Raw genomic sequence first — 19,084 nt, forward strand, 5'->3', positions numbered from 1 at the left:
GGTCTTGCGCTACCCCTTCTTCTTTCGGTCCCGCTGGACGGGGCAGGTCAGGTCTTCTCCTCGGCCCGCAGCCCCTGCGGTGTCACGGCATCGCAGGCGTCGCGGTGTTCCCGCAGCTTCAGTTGCTGATCGCTTGCGCTCGGTATTGACCGGACCAACCGTGTGGGTTATGAAACTAAGTGATCATCTTGGATTGTGATCTCATTCCCGGCATCCCGGCGGGGCGGCGTGGAAGGGTGGCGGCAGGGCGGCGCCGGATGGAGTGGTGGCAGGCGGCCCGGGTTGTGGCTTCGGTGCGGTGACCCGGCGTCGACGTATCGCGATTGCCCAGGGTGGTCCACCCGGCGGGGGCGTTGTCAGTGGCTCGGTTTACGCTTCAGCCGGCTGGATGTGAGCATCTTGTGAAGGAAGTGCGATGTCGGGGCTGAGGGTGGGGGATTTCGTCCGGTTCGCCAGCTGTTCGGCGTGCGGGTGCAACGCAATGCCCGAGGGAGGGAAGGGCATATTCATCCAATTTAAGCTGATGGAGGACTACCTGAGGCGGTGCCAGCGCGCGGTTCTCCATAGGGGATTGGTGATGCAGAGCCGCCACATGCCGCTGTGCCCGAAGGCGCCGCAGTGCTCCGCGTCAGGCGGCAGGCTGCACGGCGGAGTCGACCCGTGTTCAAGGGCCCTGCCGTCGTGGTCCGCAGGCAGCACCTTGAGTCGCTGGGGTCGAGCCCACCTGCCGGCACTGCTGCTGTGCACCACTGGCCGAGAAGGGGTTGCGGCATGACGGACGAAGCTGTCGTGTGCCCCCGGTGCGGCGCCAATATGGTCATGCAATTCGCGTCGCGGGGCGCCAACGCAGGCAACTGCTTCTGGGGCTGTTCACGGTTCCCGCAATGCCGCGGATCGCGAACCATCGACGGCAGCCCGGGCAAGGCGGCGCCGGCCCGACCCCGCACGCCGAAGGCGAGCCGCCCGGTTCGCAGCAGCGACACCTCCCGCGGCCCGTCGCTGAGCCAGGGTGACCTGCTGGTGTCCAACGCCAACACGCTCGGGGCGGGGAAACTCGTGGGCAAGGACGGCGATGGCCTGATCCTCGAGTACTTCGATACCCCAGGACAGCATCCAGGCGAGCGCCGTCGCCACACCGTCCCGAGGGAGGGGCTCAAACGGTTCGCGCTGGCACCCGAGACGCGGGTGTTCTGGTCCACGGGCACCGCATGGCGCTCGGGGCGCGTCATCGCCATCTCAGCCCATCGGGACATCCACGTACGGGCGCGCAACTGGGAGGGATACCTTCCCGAGAAGGACTTGTATGTCCGCTGGGACGAGCCGCTGGCAGACCCCGTCGGCTTTGCCAGCGCCGGACTGCTGGAGTCGCCTCTGCTGGCGGACATGCGGCGCCCCTTTCTGCAGAGCACCCTGACTCAGCGCTCGGCGGCCCACGGCATGCGCGGTGTGCTCTCGAGCGGTATCGAGTTGTACGAGCACCAGGTCGAGACCGTGTGGCGTGTGTTGCAGGACCCGGTGCAGCGCTACCTCCTGGCCGATGAGGTCGGTCTGGGCAAGACGATCGAGGCCGGCCTTGTCGTGCGGGAACTTCTGCTGGATCAGCCCGACCTCACCGTGCAACTGATTCTTCCGCCGTTTCTCTTGGAGCAGTGGCGCCGCGAACTGTCGGGCAAATTCCGCACCGGCGACTTCCCGGGCGCCCGAATCGTGTACTCCCGCGACGACGCACCCGACACGTGGGAGCCGGCGGATCTCGTCGTGGTCGACGAGGCGCATCATCTGGCCCGCCTCGCGCACAGCGAGCAGCCCGAACTGTCTCGCCGCTACACGCGCCTTGCCGAGGTCGCCGAGGCCAGCCCGCGCCTGCTGCTGCTGTCCGCGACGCCCGCGTTGCACAACGAACGCGCCTTCCTGTCCATGCTCAAACTGCTCGACCCGGCGGTGTACCGGGACACGACGCCTGAGGACCTGCGCCGGCGCATGCAGGCGCGATCCGCGCTGGGCCGACTGTTCCTCGGACTGCAGCCCCACTTTCCTGGCGTGCTGCTGAACAAACGCCTCACCGAGATCGGCGCCGCGTTCCCTGAAGACGCTGAAGTTGCCGCCCTGATCGACGAGGCCAGGCAGGCAGTGGGCGGACCGGACCGGCGGGTGCTGGCCGTGGCGATCGGCGCGCTGCGCACCTACGTGTCCGAGGTGTACCGGGTCCACCGCCGGATGCTGCGCACCCGCCGTACTGCTGCGCTGCACGAGTCGTACCGGGTCACCGGGCGTCTGCGCCCTCAGCAGGTTGTTCTCCCCTCGTCCGCTTTTGCCGGCCTTGCCTCCCTCTTGGACAACTGGCGCCAGGAGGCCCTTGCCGCGTGCGAGTTCGACGAGGAGGCCCGCCGCGAGGCAGCGTCGGCGTTTGCGACGGCCGTGGCTTTGTCCTTGGACCCGGACGCCCTGTGCGGGTGGGCCCAGTCCAGGGTGGCCGCCACGCCGGGCGAGCAGGACGCGCTCGACCGCATCGAGAGCGACCTGCGGTTCGTCAGCCGCCGCCGCGACCTGGCACGCCCGATGGCCGATGCACTGACCGACCTGTTCAAAGCACGCGAGCGGGTGGTCGTCTTCTGCCCGACCCCGCAGGTGGCAGGGGAGTTGGCCGACGTGTTCAAGGACGTGCTCCCCGGGGCTGTCTACCAGCACCTGGCGAGCGACTCGCCCGCAGCGTCCGAGCAGGCGGTGCGGGATTTCGAGCAGAGCCGGATGGCAGCCGTTCTCATTGCCGACCACTCGGCGGAAGAGGGACGCAACCTCCAGTTCGCCGATCTCCTCATTCATGTGGGCCTGCCGCCCAGGGCGAACCGCCTCGAGCAGCGCATTGGCCGGTGCGACCGCTGGGACGCCCGTCGCGAAGGCGGAGCATGGCGCTCCTACTGGGTGGCCGAGACGACCGACCCGCAATCGTTTGCGGCAGCGTGGATGCAGATCCTCGGCGAAGGGTTCGCCGTCTTCGACACGTCGATAGCCAGCCTGCAGCATGCGGTGGACGCCGCCACAGACGCCGCCTGGGACCTGCTGTTTGAGCGCGGCGCCGATGCCGCACCCGACGCCATCCACATGGTCCGTACCATGCTCGAGGACGAGGTCAAGCGCGTACAGGAACAAGACGCCCTGGACAGCATCGAAGCCCCCACCGACGAGCGCTCGGTGTACGGACGGATGATGGCATCGGAGAGCCAGGCAGACTCCTTTGCCGACGTCACCGATGCACTGCTGTCCTCGCGGCGGGAGGCCGGGAACCTGCGGTTCGCCCCCGCCGGCGACCCTACCCATGCGATCGGCAGCTACGAACCCGTCAGCCGGCGGACGGCCGGACAGGTCCAGATGCCTTTGGTGTCGGCTGCGCGACTGCAGCGCGACTTCGTGCCGCTTGCAGGACACCGCGGCACCTTCGTGCGCAAAGTGGCCGTCGAGCACGAAGACGTCCGCCTCTACCGCTACGGCGATCAGTTCATCGATGCCGTGTCCGACTTCCTGTGGAACGATGACCGGGGGAGAGCCTTCGGCATGTGGCGGTGGATCCCCACCTGGCCCTGGGCAGAACGCCTCGCCTACCGCTTTGACTACGCCGTAGAAGCGCAACCTCTGCAGGGCAGCCCGGAAAGCGACATGCTCGACCAGTTGGCTGCAGCCTGGAGCAGCGACCTGGTGGACCTGCCGTCCCTGCGACGCCGCGCCGACGCGCTCTTCCCGCCGCTCATCGTGACCGTGTGGACCGACGCAAACGGCACACCGATCACCGACGGGCGCCATTTCGACGCCCTGCAGGCACGCTATGCAAAGCCTGCACCCGGGCAACTGGGAGGCGACTACGCACTCAACTCCGAGCGCATCAAACACGCATACGAACTCATTCCGGCCGCCCAATGGGGGACGCGCTGGCGTGCTGCTGAGCGCAGTGCCCAGCGCCTGGCCCACAGCGACGACGTCGTAGAGGCGACCCGCACCCGGGCCCTGGACCTCGCCGGGACCGACATCGCCACCCGACTGCGGCAGTTGCAACTGCGGGCCGCGCGGTCAGAGGGAAACGAGCGCGCTGAACTGGAGGAAGAAGTGGAAACGGAAGCGCTCGCGGGCCAGGAGTTGCTGATGGCCCTTCAAACGCCTTCGCTCCGCCTGGACAGCACCGGTGTGGTCGTGGTCTCGGGCCGCAGCCTGGAGCAGGACGGCAGCGCGTGACCGCTCAACTCGACATCGTTCAGCGCATAGTCCTGGGTGGCAAGGAGGCATCGGCAGAACAGCTCACCGGCCCGCACCGGCGGTTCGCCGATGCCTGGCGCTCCGGCCTTGCCGGGCCCGCCCTCAGCGGCGACATTGCCGCTCTGCTGGCTCAGATGCTCCGCCATCAAGCCGGCGTGACGGGCCAGCGCCACCACGAACTGGAGATCAACCTCCACGAACGTGGAATCGACCTGCAGGCGCTCAAGCGTGCGCACCTGCGTGTCGAACGGTTCGGCGCCACCCGGCACACCGTGCGCCTCGGTGATGCCTGGACGCCTGACTGGCTCCGCGGCGACCCCCGCTGGATCGACCTCGCCTGCGCAAGCCCAGGCCCGTTCGTCTTCGCCGACAACACGACGGTGGAGACCAGCGCTCGCCCGAACAGCCCGGTGCCCGTCGATCCAGCCCTGCACGCGATCGCTCCCGACATCGACCGCTACCGCTCACGGAGTCAGGCCAGCGCAGTGCGCACCGCTTCCCTGGCGGACCCGGCCTCCACCCTGCACGTCGTCCTGCCCACCGGCACCGGCAAATCCCTCGTCGGGCTGGCCCCGGGACTGCTTCGCACACGCGGCACCACCATCGTGGTGCTGCCAACCATCGCCCTGGCACTCGACCAGGAACGCCACCTGCGCAAGCGATTCCCGGCCTCCGTGCTCCCTCGCGAACTGGCCTATCACAGCGACCGCGTCAGCGAGGAACGCGCAGCCATCAAGGAACGCCTGCGTGAGGGAACTCAGCGGATCCTTCTCACCTCACCCGAAGCCCTCGTACGTGGATTCACCACGACGCTGCGCACGCTTGCAACATCCGGCCAACTCACCAGCCTGGTCATCGACGAGGCGCATTTGGTGCGCCTGTGGGGCTTGAGCTTCCGTCCGGAGTTCCAGATCGTCGCCTCGCTCGTAGGGGAACTGCGAGAACTCGCCACCGGTGCCGGGCATCCCCCGCCACGCATCACACTCCTGTCCGCAACGCTGTCGGCACCCAGCCTCCAACTCAACGATCGACTCTTCGCAGGCAGTGCCGAGTCACTGTTCGTCGGATCGACCTTCCTGCGCTCCGAACTGCGCTACCTGCTGGGCGCCACCACATCAGCCGACGTCCGGTTGGACCGTCTTACCGAGGCGATGCACCACCTTCCGCGGCCGGCGATCATCTACACCACCAAGAGGGAGCCCGCCAGGATCATCGCTGAGCGCCTGCAGGCTGCCGGGTTTGCACGTACCGCCGTCTTCCACGGAGACCTTGGTTCTGCCGAGCGTCTGGGCATCATGCGCGGATGGTCCGGCGACGACGGACCGACCACGACCGACATCGTGGTCGGCACCAGCGCCTTCGGTCTGGGGGTGGACCAGAGCGACGTCCGGACCGTGGTGCATGCGTGCGTCCCGGCCTCGGTCGACCGCTTCTACCAGGAAGTCGGCCGCGCGGGACGTGACGGCCACGCGGCGCTGTCGGTCTGGCTTCCCGCCGTGCCTGACGCGGCCGAAGGCCAGCAAGTCGAAAACGCGACCGTGATCGGGGACGTCAAGGCGTGGAACCGGTGGGAAGCCATGCGGGATCAGGACCGGTCCCCGAAGGGAGCGGGCAACGGTCTGGTCCTGGACACCACGGTGGTACCCGAACATGGCGATGGACCCTCGGACGCCAACCAGTTGTGGAACCGCAACACGCTAGTCCTCATGGAACGCGCCGACCTCATCACCATCGCAAGGCTGGCCCCCCCTGTGGTCGAGCGCATACCCGGCGAGTCCGAGCAGGCATGGCAGGCACGGTTCGACAAGGAGTGGACTGCCTTCGTGAGCCACGTCCCGGTACGGCTCAGACCGCACGTGGCCAACCTGGACGAGAGAACTTTTGAGGCTGCCCTGCAACGGACCCGCACGGAGATCAAGAATGCTGAAGCCGCCTCAACTGCGCGCATCACCCGCCTGCTGGCAAGAAGAGAATGTTGGGGACGCGTACTGAGCGAGGAGTACACCTACTCGGACATAGGCGCGATGCGGGCCAGCCAGAACGTGGCGCACGCGTGCTCCGGATGCCCCGCTGAGGGGCATGTGCACCAGCCCACCCTGCACACCGCACGTCCCCTCGTTGCAGAAGCGCTCATGTCCGATCTCGGAAGAAGCCCCAGTACGGCCCTGGCGGCCCTGGCTGCCGGTCACCGCAGCATCGTGGTCACCTACCCCAGCGGACGCCTCAGAACTGCCCTGAGCAACCTTATCCAGTCATGCGTCACCAACGGCGTACGCGGCATCGTCGCCCCCGCCGCGCTACTTGGACTCCCGGCCATCCGTACGGCCTCGCGGTACGCCGACGAGGGCCTGGTCGTCGTGGACCCCCTGCACACCGGAGGGGTACCTGCGCGCCTCTTTGTACCGAGTCTGATCCTGATGGACCACGGGCAGACGCCGCCCCTCTCATGGCTCGCCCCCACCAGCGGACCGCTGCGTGTCGTCGTCGTTCCCGAAGACATGCCCGACCCGGCCTACCCAGATGCCCTCATCAAGAGCATCCGCAGCCCTCACTGGACCATTGACGACTTCCTCAGGAGACTCTGATGGCTGTTCTGAACCCACCGCGAAGCCTTCCGGCTCTTGGCCGCTCCATCATCAACTTCCTGACCGGATCCCGAACCGGATCTCGACGGGCCTGGACAGAGCCAGAGTTGATCGAGGCGTTCAGACCGCCAGGCCTGAACGAGGACAGTTCCTCCGCTGAAGGCGTCGCGCACACTGTTTACACCTTCCGGGCGATCGGGATGCTCTGCAGCGACACCGACGGTGTGATCACCGTGAGCGACACCGTCGCTGCCACGGGGGACACCCTGTCGCCAACTGCGTTCCGCCGCGCGCTCCAAAGCCACGCCCTCGATCTGGACCGCGACGGTGACCCGTGGCAGACGGGTCCGGGGGAGAGTCTCACCGGCGGGGCGCGTGATCTGCTGAGGGCGATGTCGTGGTTCCTTGCGCAGGACGCGCTGGGCCGGCCCCTGTCGTGGGCCAGCGGCGTTCAGGCTCTCCAGCAGGCGCAGTTCCCGGACCTGGGCAATGAGACCTGGGCCATCACCAACGACACCCGATGGGGTGCCGTCACTCGATGGGGACAGGCACTTGGCCTCGCTGCGCCGCCACTTGTACAGGCCAGATCGGGACTTGTGCCCCTCCCCGTCGTGGCGATCAACGACGTTTTGGATGAACTGCCTGTCGGACAGATGCCCATCGGCGATTTCTTGAGCCAGTTGGCGGCCAAACTGCCTGTGTTGCATGGTGGCCTCGTCCGCGCCTCCCTCGTTACGTACCTTCCCGGTGGAGACCCCGACCCGGGCATCGCGCAAGACTGCGCCGACAGTTCGGTAGGCCAGGCACTGCGCATCCTGCAGGACCGCGGCCGCCTTGTCTTCGACACCCTGCCGGACGCCGACGGCATCCGACTGTCGCGATTCGACGGCCAACGCCAAACGCACGTCACCCTGGTTCAAGGAGGAAAGCGATGACCTGGCGGGGCACTCTTCCTGCTGCATGCTGGGAAGCCCATGAGGCCCCGGCCATCATTCCGGTCGAGGCGGAGAGCACTTCCAACGGAGTCTTCCTCGCTACACACACCTCGATCCCGATCCTCCTGCGCGACCGGGTGGACAGTGCTGTCGGCGGCACCATCGTCAACGAACACAACCTGCGGCGCGCCGTCGAGGAACTGCCGGCAGATCAACCCATCATCCCCATCCTCGGTAAGTCGGGCACAGGCAAGTCGCACCTGATCCGCTGGCTTCGCATCAACTTGAAGCCCAACGGCGCGACCCGGCTGATCTTCGTCCCCAAACACCGCATGTCGTTGCGCGGGATCCTCGAACTCATCCTGGAACACGCCACCAGTGAACGCGCCGCGGAGTTGCGTGCCAAGGTAGCTGCTGCTTCGGACGCCGCCGCGGACGAAACCACAGCACAATTGCGCCTGCGCAACGAGTTGGCGGTCCTGGTCGAGACCCGCGGAGCAGACAAGGACGGCACGCCCGAGGAGAACGATCTCCGCGCCTTCCTCGCCTCAGCGGAGGGCCTGCCCGCACTGCTGGGCGACCCCGTCTTCCGCAGGCGGTTGCTCGCTGACAACGGTCCCATCGCGCGTCTGGTCCGAGAAAAGCTCTCCGGCAAGGGTGCGGAGGACAAGGAGGACGCGTTCGGTTTCACCGCGGCAGACCTGGACCTGTCGGTCGACGATGTCAGCAAGGCTGGCGTCGACGCCGCCAGTGTCGCTAGCGCACTCGCCAGCGACGCCCCTCTGCGGGACCTGGCAGCGAAGATGCTCAATGAGCAACTCGGACCGGCGGTTAGCGAGGTCTTCGGCATCGGGGGAGACGACCTCAAGCAACTCCTCGTCGAACTGCGCCTCGACCTGCAAAGGCAGGGGCTGGAACTCCTCCTCCTGATCGAGGACTTCTCGATCTTCCAAGGCATCCAGGGCGGCCTCATCGACGCCATCACCCTGCTGCCCACCGAGACGCTCGCCCTGTGCCCGATGCGTGTCGTCATGGCCGTCACCACTGGTTACTTCGTCAACCAGATGCCGGAGACGGTGTACACACGGACCTACAAGGTCTTCGATCTCGAACTTCCCGCGGACAAGACAGCCCCGTTCGACCCCGCACGATTCGCCGCCCGGTACCTCAACGCGGTACGCGTCGGCTCCCAGGAGATCGACAAGCACCGCACGCACGATGGCCCGGAGCCAAACCACTGTCTGCGATGCCCCGTTCAAGAGAAGTGCCACCAGGCGTTCGGGGAGGTTGAAGGCGTCGGCCTGTTCCCGTTCAGCAGGACAGCACTCGACCGGGCCATCCGCAGCCAGTCCAAGAGCGATGCCTTCATCGCCCGCGACGTGCTGACCCGCGTCCTGCGCCCCGTCCTCCACCGCGACCAGACCGAACTCGATGAAGGCCGCTTTCCCAGCACCGGATTCGAGAGCGACTTCCGCACCGGCGCGCTGGACATCCTCGACAACGTCGAGGACCAGGTCCGGTTGCGCACGCCAGGTGACCCCGAACTCTCCGAGCGCCGCGTGCGGATGGTGCGATTCTGGGGGCCGGGCCACGGACCGCAGAACCTGCATCCGACGATCCACGAAGCATTCGCCATCCCGCCCCTGCCTGATCTCATCACCGAGAAGCAGACCCACCTGCATGAGACGGTGCGGCCGGGTTCCATCTCGCCCTCGGACGAAACGGAAGAGGCCCCTGCGGGCTCGCCGTCTCTGCCCCCGTCGTCCCCGCTGCCGGCGGCTTCGAAGCCGCCTTTGGTCCGGGCCGTCGACGAATGGCACAAGACCGGCGAACTTCTTCAGAGACACCGCAACGATCTCAGGAATATCGTGCACACCGCCGTCATTGGCTATCTGGGACTCGAAGACGGCTACGGAGGCGACAACGGAGACTGGACCAAGGGAGGGGCGGAACTTGCGCCGAGTTTTGATGCCAAGACTTCGATCGCACTGGACGGAAGTGCCCTGCAGACTGCGCTGATCTCGATCGACCACCGCAATGTGGAGGATGTCCGCGTTCTTCGTGCTCTCGCCTGGCTGAATGCGAAAGAGTCCTGGGAGGACGTGCCGCAAGGAGACGCGCTGCAGATTTTGTGCGTGAACAGGGTCCAGGAATGGGCGGACAGCGTGTCCACTGTCCTCCTTCCATCGGAAGGCGACGATGCTGAACTGGGTCGGCTCGCGCACGCTCTTCTATCCGTTAGTAAGGCCCTGGGAATTGCCGACTCGTACAAGGGTGACGCACTCAGCCGGGTCAAGGCGCTCTTCGCTGGCTCGCCGAAGCTTGCCGATCCTGTGCAACGGCCCCACATGCGAAAGCTGCAGGACCGCTTGGTCGACCCGAAAGCAGATCGAAATCTCCTTCAGCAGCGACTGCTCCGCTTGACGTCCTACCGCCAAGGTGCAGGAAAGCCGCTGGCCATTGATCTGCCCCGCCTTGTGCGCGCAATGCGCGACGACATTGCAGAGGCGCCCTGGCCCGAGCATGTCCCCGAGCAGATCAGAAAAGCGGCGGATGACATTCAGAAGCGAACCACCATGCTGGATCCGATGCTCGACGAAACCCGACGACTGGCACCCGACGTGAGCGATCTCGGCGGTGACGTCGCTCAGGTGGCCCAGGCCCTTAACACCCTGCTCTCCGACCTGGCGGCGCTTGGCCAGTCAGCCAACTCGATCAACCTGCTCGCCCTCCATGACGCGGCGAAGTCGGTGAAACCCAGCGATCTGAAGAAGGTGACAGACCTGCGTGAGGGTCTTGACGCCTGGCCCGATCTCACCGTCGATCAGCGCCTGCGCCTGATGAACCTGGACGAAAGGCCGGCCCTGCGCATCCGCGCCTGGCTCGACCCTACGTTGCAAGCTGTGAACGCCCTGGAGCTGAAACTCCAGGCCGGACCCGCCTCGGAAGCTCAGCGTGAGTACGACGAGACCATCGAGCGGCTCGTTTCCGGGCTGGCGACCTTGAGCCGTGAGGTCATGGACGTGACCGGACCCGAGGGGGGCGTATGACGCTCATCGAACAAGTTCAGCGGCTGCGTGTGGCAGCGGTCGCTGCCCACGACGAGGACAAGATCAAGCGCCGCACTGGCGAGTTGGCTGGGCAGGCCGAGAGGGTCGAGACGCTCATCGAAACAATTCAACGCCTCAGCCGAGGCGCGGCAGAACTGCGCGCAGCCCATGCCGCCTTGGACCCAGACCTCGGTCCGCAGGCCGCGCAACTGTCCGCAGATCTGCACGTGCTCGCTGAAACGCTCCCCAGCCAGGATGCCGATACCCCACCGCAAGCACTGAAGGCGCAGGTCAAGGCGGCCGATGGTTTCGTCAAGAGCCTTCGCGAGTCCGTCGAGCAGGCATGGGCTGCTGAACGCAGCCGTGAAGTACCGGTGATCAATGAGGATCTCGTCGCTACGCTGAGCAAGAGTGGGATCGACGTGGAAGAGATCAGCATCAAGATCGAGAAGGCGCATGGCGTGCTCAACGTCCTGAAGACCCGCGACGTCCCCCATTTGGGCGACGTCGCAAGGCTGGCCGCGGCGCTGGAGAGCCTCCAGGCGTGCGGCCAGCAGATCTCCGAACTCGTTGACCCGGTCCTCGGCCGAGTGATCACGGGCGCTCAGGAAGTGAACGGGACGCCGTTGAACTCCTTCACCCCCGATGTCCTTGCCGGGCTGTCGAAGCTGGGAATCCTGGACCGCTTCTGGGTGAGGCTGCGGTGACTCCTGAGACCGAGAGTGAAATCGTCGGTGCCCTCGAAGCACATGAGGACCCCCTGTTGTCCTGGGGCGTTGTCGACGGCGGATTCACCGACGACGAACTGCACACCCACATCGATGACGTCCTCATGGAGCGCGGCGAACTCGACACCGCCCAGGAGGCAATCGAGGCCCTCGAGGACAAGGGCCTGATCATCCGCGATGATGCGGTCTCGCCGTCACGGTGGCGTACCCGCAACGGCGAGACGCTGCGTCTGCTGGCCCGACTGCGCCAGATCTTCCCTTCCGGCGACCCCGCGGCCTGGCGCCAAGGCGCCGCGCTCGTCTCGGACTTCCGCTACGCGCGGCGCCCCCGTGCTTACCCCCGGCGCGACCAGTCCAGACACGCAGTCATCGACGGCACTGATGCGCTCCACGATCTCTACCGCCAGGTCATCGATGCCATGACTCGCCGGGGGACCCAACACGCCGACCTCAGTGGGTTCCAGGTCCGTGCCAGCCGCCAGATCTTCACGGCCCTGCAGTCCAACATCACCACCGCCACTGTCGTGGGTGCCGGCACAGGTAGCGGCAAGACACTCGCCTTCTACCTGCCGGCCTTCGCCTACCTGACGGGACTCCAGGACAAGTCGGCATGGACGCGTGCGCTGGCCGTCTATCCGCGCAATGAACTCCTCAAGGACCAACTCAACACCGCCTTCGCGAACGCCCGGCGGCTCGACCACCTGTGGACGAAGACTAACGGCCGGCCCATGACCATCGGGGTGCTCAACAAGGACACCCCGACCAGCACGAAGAGCCTGACGGCCTCCTATTCCGCATGGACGAAACGGGCCGAAGGCTTTCAGTGCCCTCACTTCACCTGTCCCGGTGACGGGTACACCGTGTGCGGGGGCACACTGTTCTGGTCCGAGCAGGACGCCAAGGCTGGAATGGAACGCCTGACCTGCGGCACTTGCCCGCGTGTGTTCGACGACTCCGTGCTGGTTCTGACCCGGAACCGGATGAGCCGACGGCCTCCGGACGTGCTGTTCACCACCACCGAGATGCTCAACCGCGGTCTGTCCGACCTGTCCCTGGGCACACTGTTCGGTGTCGGCGCGGCCAAGAAGCCCCGCTTGATGCTGCTCGACGAGATCCATACCTACAGCGGCACCACCGGCGCCCAGGCAGCCCTCGTCCTGCGACGCTGGCACCACTCTCTGCGCAGTCCGGTCACCTTCGTCGGCTTGTCCGCGACGCTGTCGAACGCCGTTCGCCACATGGCCGATCTGACGGGCGTTGACGACGGACTCGTCACCAACATCGAACCGGGCGCAGACGAGATGGAGTACGAGGGCGCCGAATACATGGTCGCCGTACGCAGTGACCCCACCAGTGGTGCCTCCGTGCTGTCCACCACCATCCAGACGGCGATGCTCCTCCCGCGCGTCCTTGACCACCCGGCAGAGCGCACATCCCAGGGACTTCTGGGCACCAAGGCGTTCGTCTTCACCGACGACCTCGACGTCACCAACCGGCTCTTCTTCTACCTCCTCGACGCGGAAGGCCAGCGCTATCGCGCCCCGCGTACCCAGCAGTTCAAAGACCCCTTGGCATCCCTGCGACGTCCTGGGCAAGACAACCTCACCGACCAGCGGCGCGCCGGCCAGGTCTGGGACCTGCCGGTGAAATTGGGCCACAAACTCGACCGCCCGGGTCTCAACGTGAGCCGGACCACCTCGCAAGATGCGGGAGTTGACACCGCGTCCCAACTCGTCGTCGCAACTGCCTCGCTTGAGGTCGGCTTCGACGATCCGGACGTTGGCGCCGTGCTGCAGCACAAGGCGCCCCGCGGCGTCGCGGCATTCCTGCAGCGCAAGGGCCGAGCCGGGCGAAGCCGCCGCATGCGCCCGTACACCGTGGTGGTGCTATCCGACTACGGACGTGACCGCGCCACCTACGAGGCATGGGACGCGCTGTTCGATCCCGTCCTGCCCGAACTGGTGCTTCCCATCCGCAACCGGGCGGTCCTGCGTATTCAAGCCACTCTGGCGATGCTCGACTGGCTGGCGGATCAATTGTCGTCCGATCACCGGTACGCAAAGTTGTGGCGAGACCTGAAGGGCCTCGTCGATCCGAAGTACCCGGACAACCGCAAGGTCCAGCAGACAGCCGTCGACGTCCTGCGCGACCTGCTGCGCGATCCCGGCCGCCAACGCAGCCTCCGTCTGTGGATCGAAGGCGCACTCCAGGTACCCGAGGAGTTGGCCGCCGAGATCCTTTGGCACCCACCTCGCTCGCTCATCCTCGCAGCAGTGCCCACGCTGGCTCGACGGCTGGACAGCGAGTGGGCCGTTGCGGAGGACCATACGTACGTCAAGGGCAAGGATTTGATGGGCAAGAATCCGCTGCCCGACTTCTTCCCCGAGAACCTCTTCAGTGAACTCGCACTTCCCGAAGGGTATGTGGTCATACCGCCGCAGCAGTCGTGGGAGAAGGAACCTGAACTGCAGGCGATGGGCTTGGCTCAGATGCTGCGCGAGTACGCGCCAGGACGAGTGTCACGGCGCTTTGCTACCCGCAACCTCGAGCATCGGCACTGGATCCCCGTTCCCTACGGGCAGCGCGAGACTGTCATGGATCTCGCCCCTGTCCTCCAGGCGCACCATAGGGAGGAGGCCGCCACAGTCGAAGTCGGCGGAGTGCCCACCCTCATTCCCATCGTCCGCCCCGACAGGGTGGAACTCCAACTCGCACCGCCAGAACTCAAGGATGCTTCCAACGCGGCTCTGGTCTGGCGATCCCAGTTCCTGGAGAGGGGCCTCGGCCTGGTCGCCCGCCTTCCCCTGTCGGACCCCATCGGCGGCCTCGTCGATGAAGCACGCTTCTTCCTGCACGCTCAAAACGCTCACGTCGAGGTCCGCCGTCTTGCCGTCCAGAGCGAGGCCAGTTTGGTCTTCGCCCGCGGCGGTGAAGCTCGGGTCAAAGCACAGTTCTCGCTCGATGACGAGCGGGTCGGTCTCGGAGCCACCTACGACGTCGACGGCCTGCGCCTGACCATCACGGTGCCGGACGTGATTGCTCCATCCGGTGACCTCGACCCGGCCCTGCGCAGCGCCTGGTTCCAGCACGTTCTGACAAGCGACCCCGAACTGCTGGAACAGATGAACAAGTTCCAGTTGGAATGGTTGCACCAGACCATCGAATGCATGCTGCTGATGTCCGCCGTGAGTGACGGCACGCCGCTTCCCCACGCCTACCAGACGGTGCGGAAAACCTTCGCCGACCGACTGACGGACACCCTGAGGGCAATGTTCCGCAGTTCGGACGTTGAGGAGAGCGAAAGCGCCACACTCGGCCGAGTGGGCGAGCGACTGCGTCAACTCCTCGCCGACAAGGACATCATTGCCCGCTTGGACCATCTGACGGACCAGGTCTGGAACCCTGACCCGGCACAATTCCAAGCCTGGCTGCGCCAGCGCGTCCTTGCCACCCTTGGACAGGCGGCCTTGTGGGCTGCCCGGGAGATCTGCCCCGAGCACGACCCCGAAGGCGTCATCGTCGACATAGAACCCGGCTACGCCCCCGACGGCACATGGCGCCATGGCGAGGTCTGGCTCACCGAAGCCTCTATCGGCGGCGGCGGCTTCATCGAAGCGCTGGCGACGCGCGTACGTCCGGACCCGCGGCGGTTCTTGCGGCTGATCATGAGAGCCGTCCAGCCCTCCACCAGTGAACTGGTCGACGCGCACATGCGGCGGATCGTGCGCTACACCACCGAGCGCAGCGACTGGCTCGACCTCGTTGCTGAATACAGGGGCTCGGCGACACAGGCGGACCGGGTGAAGAGCCTTGACCGCATACGGGCACAGTTGCGCGACTCAGGCATCCACGGCGCGGAGCAATCCGTCGTCTCGAGCCTGGCGAACCGCATGCTCCGGCCCGGATCGACCGCACAGACGGACCAGGCACTACGTACTCTCATTGACGAGTGGGAGATCCAAGAACAGCGCCTGGGTCTTGAAATCTCGCCGCGTACCTGGGCTTACCTGATGCGCCAGCGGCACGACCTGGACGCCGGACTGAACCTGTCCGCGAACTCCTCAGACCGTCAGCGTATCGACGCCATCCAAAGCGCACTCTGGCCACGCGGATGGGCCATACGCGCCGGAGCACTGCAGTCGTGGAACCCCTACTTCGACAATCCGCCGGCCGCACCCGATCTCATCCGGGGACTGTTCACGTCCACAGACGACCTCATCAGCGTGACAGATCCCGACGCGGACAACCTGGTACGCACGCGCCTGGCCCAGCAGGGATCCGCCCAGCTCATCGCGCCTCCCGAGGACGTACCCGCCCTGGCAGACATGCTGGTGGATCTGTCGATCCGCGCCATCGAAACGGACTTCCTCCAGGTGTTCCCACGAGTCGTCGAGATCGACCACCGCTCCGAGGGCAGCGTCGTGGCCACCCTCGAACTTGCCGAGGTATCCGCATGAGAAGGATCACCACCGCCGGGGCCGGCGAGACCCGGCAACTCACCGATCTGCTGCAGAACCTGTTGGTGTCTGAACTGCTGGCCCCGTCAAGTCGCCTGTGGGTACTGTCCCCGTGGATCTCCGACATTGTCGTCATAGACAATGCATCCGGACAGTTCAAGAGCGTGCTTCCCGCCTTGCCAGCCCGACCCATCCGGCTGACGGAGGTACTCATCGAACTCGCCCGTCGTGGCTCGGATGTCCGAGTGATCATGCGGGACGAGCCGCGCAACGCCGTCACAGGACAACGCCTCACTGACCTCGCCCCGGTGGGGCCACGGCCGACCCTGCTCATCCGGAACACCCTGCACGACAAGGGCATGGTGAGCGACAGATTCCACGTTCACGGTTCGATGAACTTCACCTTCTTCGGCCAGAGAGTGAACCAGGAAGGCGTCACCGTCGTATCCGACCCCGACCAGATCGCCCGCGCTTGGGTCGAATACCAGAACAGGTACCAGTTGCCATGAGCGTTGATTTCAAGAAATTCTTCGGTCCAGGCAACGACATCACGCCCACACGGGTAGGACCGGACTTTCAACTCATACTCGATAATTTCATGTCAGGTATCCAGCAGCGCCAGATCGGATTCCTGCCGCGAAGTTCTCAAGGCCGTCTGTGGTGGTACGGCTTCGCACCCACTCCGCGCCAGCAGCGCGAGACACTCGCCATCCTCGACAGTTGGATCGGCCCCACCTTCAGCGACCTGCCCCGCCAACGCGGTGCCCTCAACCCGACTGATCCATTCGACGCCGTACTTGCAAACGCATCCGTCAAGCCCCTGCGCTTTGAAGTACTGCCCCGCCGGACAGCGGACTCGGAGGAGTGGATACACGCGCGAAGCCAGGTACGTGACGCCCTGCTGGTGCTCACTAGACTCCTCAACGGCCGACCGCCCTCGGAGTTCGACGCCCCCCGTACGACTGTCGAGGTCCTCGACGACCTCGGACACGCCATCGCTGCCCGCGACCGCACAGTGGCCTTGGTCTGCCTGCGCGAACTCGAGGCGACCGCCGATCTCGACCAGGCGAACCTAGCCTTCCTGCGACTACGACTCTTCGCCGGGCTCGAAGACTGGAAGGCCGTCCTCGCGGACCGGGACCTCGACCACGTCCTCGCCATGCGCCGCCCCCTGAGCGTCACTCAAGTGATCCAGCAGGCGGCCTACGCCAGATGGTTCGCCCCGTACGACGCAGCAGGCAAAGAGGAAGAACTACTCGGTGCCGTCACCGCGCTCCCTACAGCGTTCCGGCCACTGTTCTCGGGCACACCGAGAACGAGTCGGGCGCAGGCTGTCGTGGAATTCCTCATCGAGGTCGAAAACGACGCCGGAGACGACACACTCAACCGACTCCTCGACGAAGCCGGCACGATCGAACCCGGTCTGCCCGCCCACCTGCGCAATGTGCTGCACCTGCACCGAGAACAAAGCCCTCAGCACACCGCCCCGTCCGAGCTGTCCGCCCCTGAGAATCAGTTCGACTCCTCGAGCGAATCGCCCCTGGAGCGCGCGACCGGGCTGATGGCCCGGGGCGAACTTCAGGCAGCCATCGAACTAGTGCTGACGCTCGAACCGAGCCTGCACGCGGCATACCTGCTCCTGACCTGTGCGCGCGACTTGCAGTCACCACAGCAGGCAGCGTTGGCACTTGAGTACATCTCCACGCATCACCTCCAAGGCTTGATCGACGGAGCGAGCGCACGCCTGCGCGATGATCTCGCCTGGTTGGAGCAGTTCACCCAAGCCGGGCCCCGCTTGGACTGGCGCACCTGGCTGGATGCTCTGGACGGCGACCATGGCAGCGCAGCGCTGGCGGCCGGCCCCGAAATCACCGACGGCTGGACGCCGCTGAGCAGCAGTGCGCTGACCGCGTGGCTTCACGACGCGTCCGACGAGACACTGGGCAAACTCGGTGAACTCGGAGGCCAGTTCATGGCAGCGCACCGCGACATCTTTACTGAAGACGGAGCGGCCGAACTCAGTGAACGCATCCTCGCCGGTCTCGCCCTCAGCGGTAAGAACTCGGCCGGCGTCCGGGTGCAGACCCAAGCCCTGCTGGACTATCTACTGTCTGCCAACCCTGCCTCCGCGGTGTTCGCGTCCGCGCTCGAGTGGACCGAGTTGATCGTCTCCGCGAACGTCTCCGCTGTGACCACAACGTGGGCGATCGACATACTGCAGGCGGCGACGGCTACATCGGCAGCAGTAACGAGCCCCGCCACCATTGAACTGTTCTACAAAATCACCGACACGGTCAGGCCGTTCAAGTCAGCACTGAACCCAACCGACCTTGAAGCCATCAAGCTCATAGCCGGCGAACTGGGAGCCGGTGTCCCGGAAGACTTGCTCGCCGACCAAGTACAGGACGCCGACCCCGGAGCGCCCTACCGCTACCTGCAAGACTCAAAGGTGGTGCTGTACTCCCTCACCGAGTCGGCCACCACCCGGGCTGCACAGATATTGCGCATCCTGGTACCCAAGATCGACATCGAGACGAGCGCCGAACACGATGGCAGCAGTAAACTCGCCGCACAGGCAGCCAACGCTGACGTCTTTGTCGTGGTGACCGCATCGGCAAAGCATGCCGCCACTGACTTCATCGCTGCCAAGCGTGGGGCACGACCGGTAGTGCTCGTCAACTCGCGTGGCTCATCGGCGATTTTGCGTGAACTGGCGGAAGGGTAACGGTTCGCAACGTGGCTGGCTAACGCTTCTCCCGCAACGTTCAGAACCCCAGTCCGAGGCGACCGCCTCGGACTGGCTCTGGGGTATCCCGGGAGGGCTAGTTTGTGCAGGCGTGCGATGCCGAGCATCGCACGATGAACCTGCAGCCTTGGGGAGCGTGTCCGGAGGGCCCGTGCGTTGTGAGGGAAGTAGCAGCTCAGCGTCACTGGCATAGCTCGCTGGATTGCTCCCGTCCACAGATAGTCCAGGAGTAGGTTGCTAGCCGGCAGGCTGATTCGCGCCGATCGAGACCCCCGGCCCTTTCGCGTCCAGAGCCACAATGCCTCCCGCGCGGCAAGGATGCGCGCGCTGCTGACGCC

8 protein-coding genes are annotated in these 19,084 nt (G+C 65.7%); all 8 read left to right on the plus strand.

Annotated features, from left to right (window positions below; translation table 11 throughout):
• Window positions 1–771 precede the first annotated feature (771 nt).
• Genes dpdE through dpdD form a run of 8 tightly spaced genes read left to right on the plus strand, consistent with a single transcriptional unit; the run spans window position 772 to window position 18,725 of the window.
• Entirely contained in the window at window positions 772–4,224 is a 3,453-nt protein-coding gene (gene dpdE / locus OHB41_RS30865) for a protein DpdE (RefSeq protein ID WP_266701361.1), read from the plus strand.
• The gene (gene dpdF / locus OHB41_RS30870; RefSeq protein ID WP_266701362.1) at window positions 4,221–6,830 is read left to right on the plus strand and encodes a protein DpdF; all 2,610 of its coding nucleotides are present in this window, start codon (window positions 4,221–4,223) and stop codon (window positions 6,828–6,830) included. Before dpdE ends, dpdF begins: the two co-directional genes overlap by 4 nt.
• Window positions 6,830–7,765 carry a protein DpdG gene (gene dpdG, locus OHB41_RS30875; RefSeq protein WP_266701363.1) on the plus strand — a complete coding sequence of 312 codons (936 nt, stop codon included), beginning with the start codon at window positions 6,830–6,832 and terminating at the stop codon, window positions 7,763–7,765. Before dpdF ends, dpdG begins: the two co-directional genes overlap by 1 nt.
• Window positions 7,762–10,815, plus strand: coding sequence for a protein DpdH (gene dpdH / locus OHB41_RS30880; RefSeq protein ID WP_266701364.1), 3,054 nt, complete (start codon window positions 7,762–7,764; stop codon window positions 10,813–10,815). The genes dpdG and dpdH overlap by 4 nt, the downstream gene beginning before the upstream one ends.
• The gene (locus tag OHB41_RS30885) at window positions 10,812–11,522 is read left to right on the plus strand and encodes a hypothetical protein (protein ID WP_266701365.1); all 711 of its coding nucleotides are present in this window, start codon (window positions 10,812–10,814) and stop codon (window positions 11,520–11,522) included. Before dpdH ends, OHB41_RS30885 begins: the two co-directional genes overlap by 4 nt.
• A complete protein-coding gene (gene dpdJ / locus OHB41_RS30890) occupies window positions 11,519–16,000 on the plus strand; it encodes a protein DpdJ (protein ID WP_266701366.1) in 4,482 nt (1,493 codons plus the stop codon). The genes OHB41_RS30885 and dpdJ overlap by 4 nt, the downstream gene beginning before the upstream one ends.
• Window positions 15,997–16,509: a phospholipase D-like domain-containing protein DpdK gene (dpdK, locus tag OHB41_RS30895; RefSeq protein ID WP_266701367.1), complete on the plus strand. Its 513-nt coding sequence runs from the start codon at window positions 15,997–15,999 to the stop codon at window positions 16,507–16,509. Before dpdJ ends, dpdK begins: the two co-directional genes overlap by 4 nt.
• Complete coding sequence (gene dpdD / locus OHB41_RS30900; RefSeq protein ID WP_266701368.1) at window positions 16,506–18,725, plus strand: protein DpdD; 2,220 nt, start codon at window positions 16,506–16,508, stop codon at window positions 18,723–18,725. The genes dpdK and dpdD overlap by 4 nt, the downstream gene beginning before the upstream one ends.
• Window positions 18,726–19,084 lie beyond the last annotated feature (359 nt).

Origin of the sequence: Streptomyces sp. NBC_01571, assembly GCF_026339875.1 — a bacterium.
GTDB lineage: Bacteria > Actinomycetota > Actinomycetes > Streptomycetales > Streptomycetaceae > Streptomyces.

Bases quoted from the DNA above. Each gene is read 5' to 3' on its own strand.
- dpdE (WP_266701361.1), top strand. From the start codon at position 772: ATGACGGACGAAGCTGTCGTGTGCCCCCGGTGCGGCGCCAATATGGTC.
- dpdG (WP_266701363.1), top strand. From the start codon at position 6,830: ATGGCTGTTCTGAACCCACCGCGAAGCCTTCCGGCTCTTGGCCGCTCC.
- dpdH (WP_266701364.1), top strand. From the start codon at position 7,762: ATGACCTGGCGGGGCACTCTTCCTGCTGCATGCTGGGAAGCCCATGAG.
- OHB41_RS30885 (WP_266701365.1), top strand. From the start codon at position 10,812: ATGACGCTCATCGAACAAGTTCAGCGGCTGCGTGTGGCAGCGGTCGCT.
- dpdK (WP_266701367.1), top strand. From the start codon at position 15,997: ATGAGAAGGATCACCACCGCCGGGGCCGGCGAGACCCGGCAACTCACC.
- dpdD (WP_266701368.1), top strand. From the start codon at position 16,506: ATGAGCGTTGATTTCAAGAAATTCTTCGGTCCAGGCAACGACATCACG.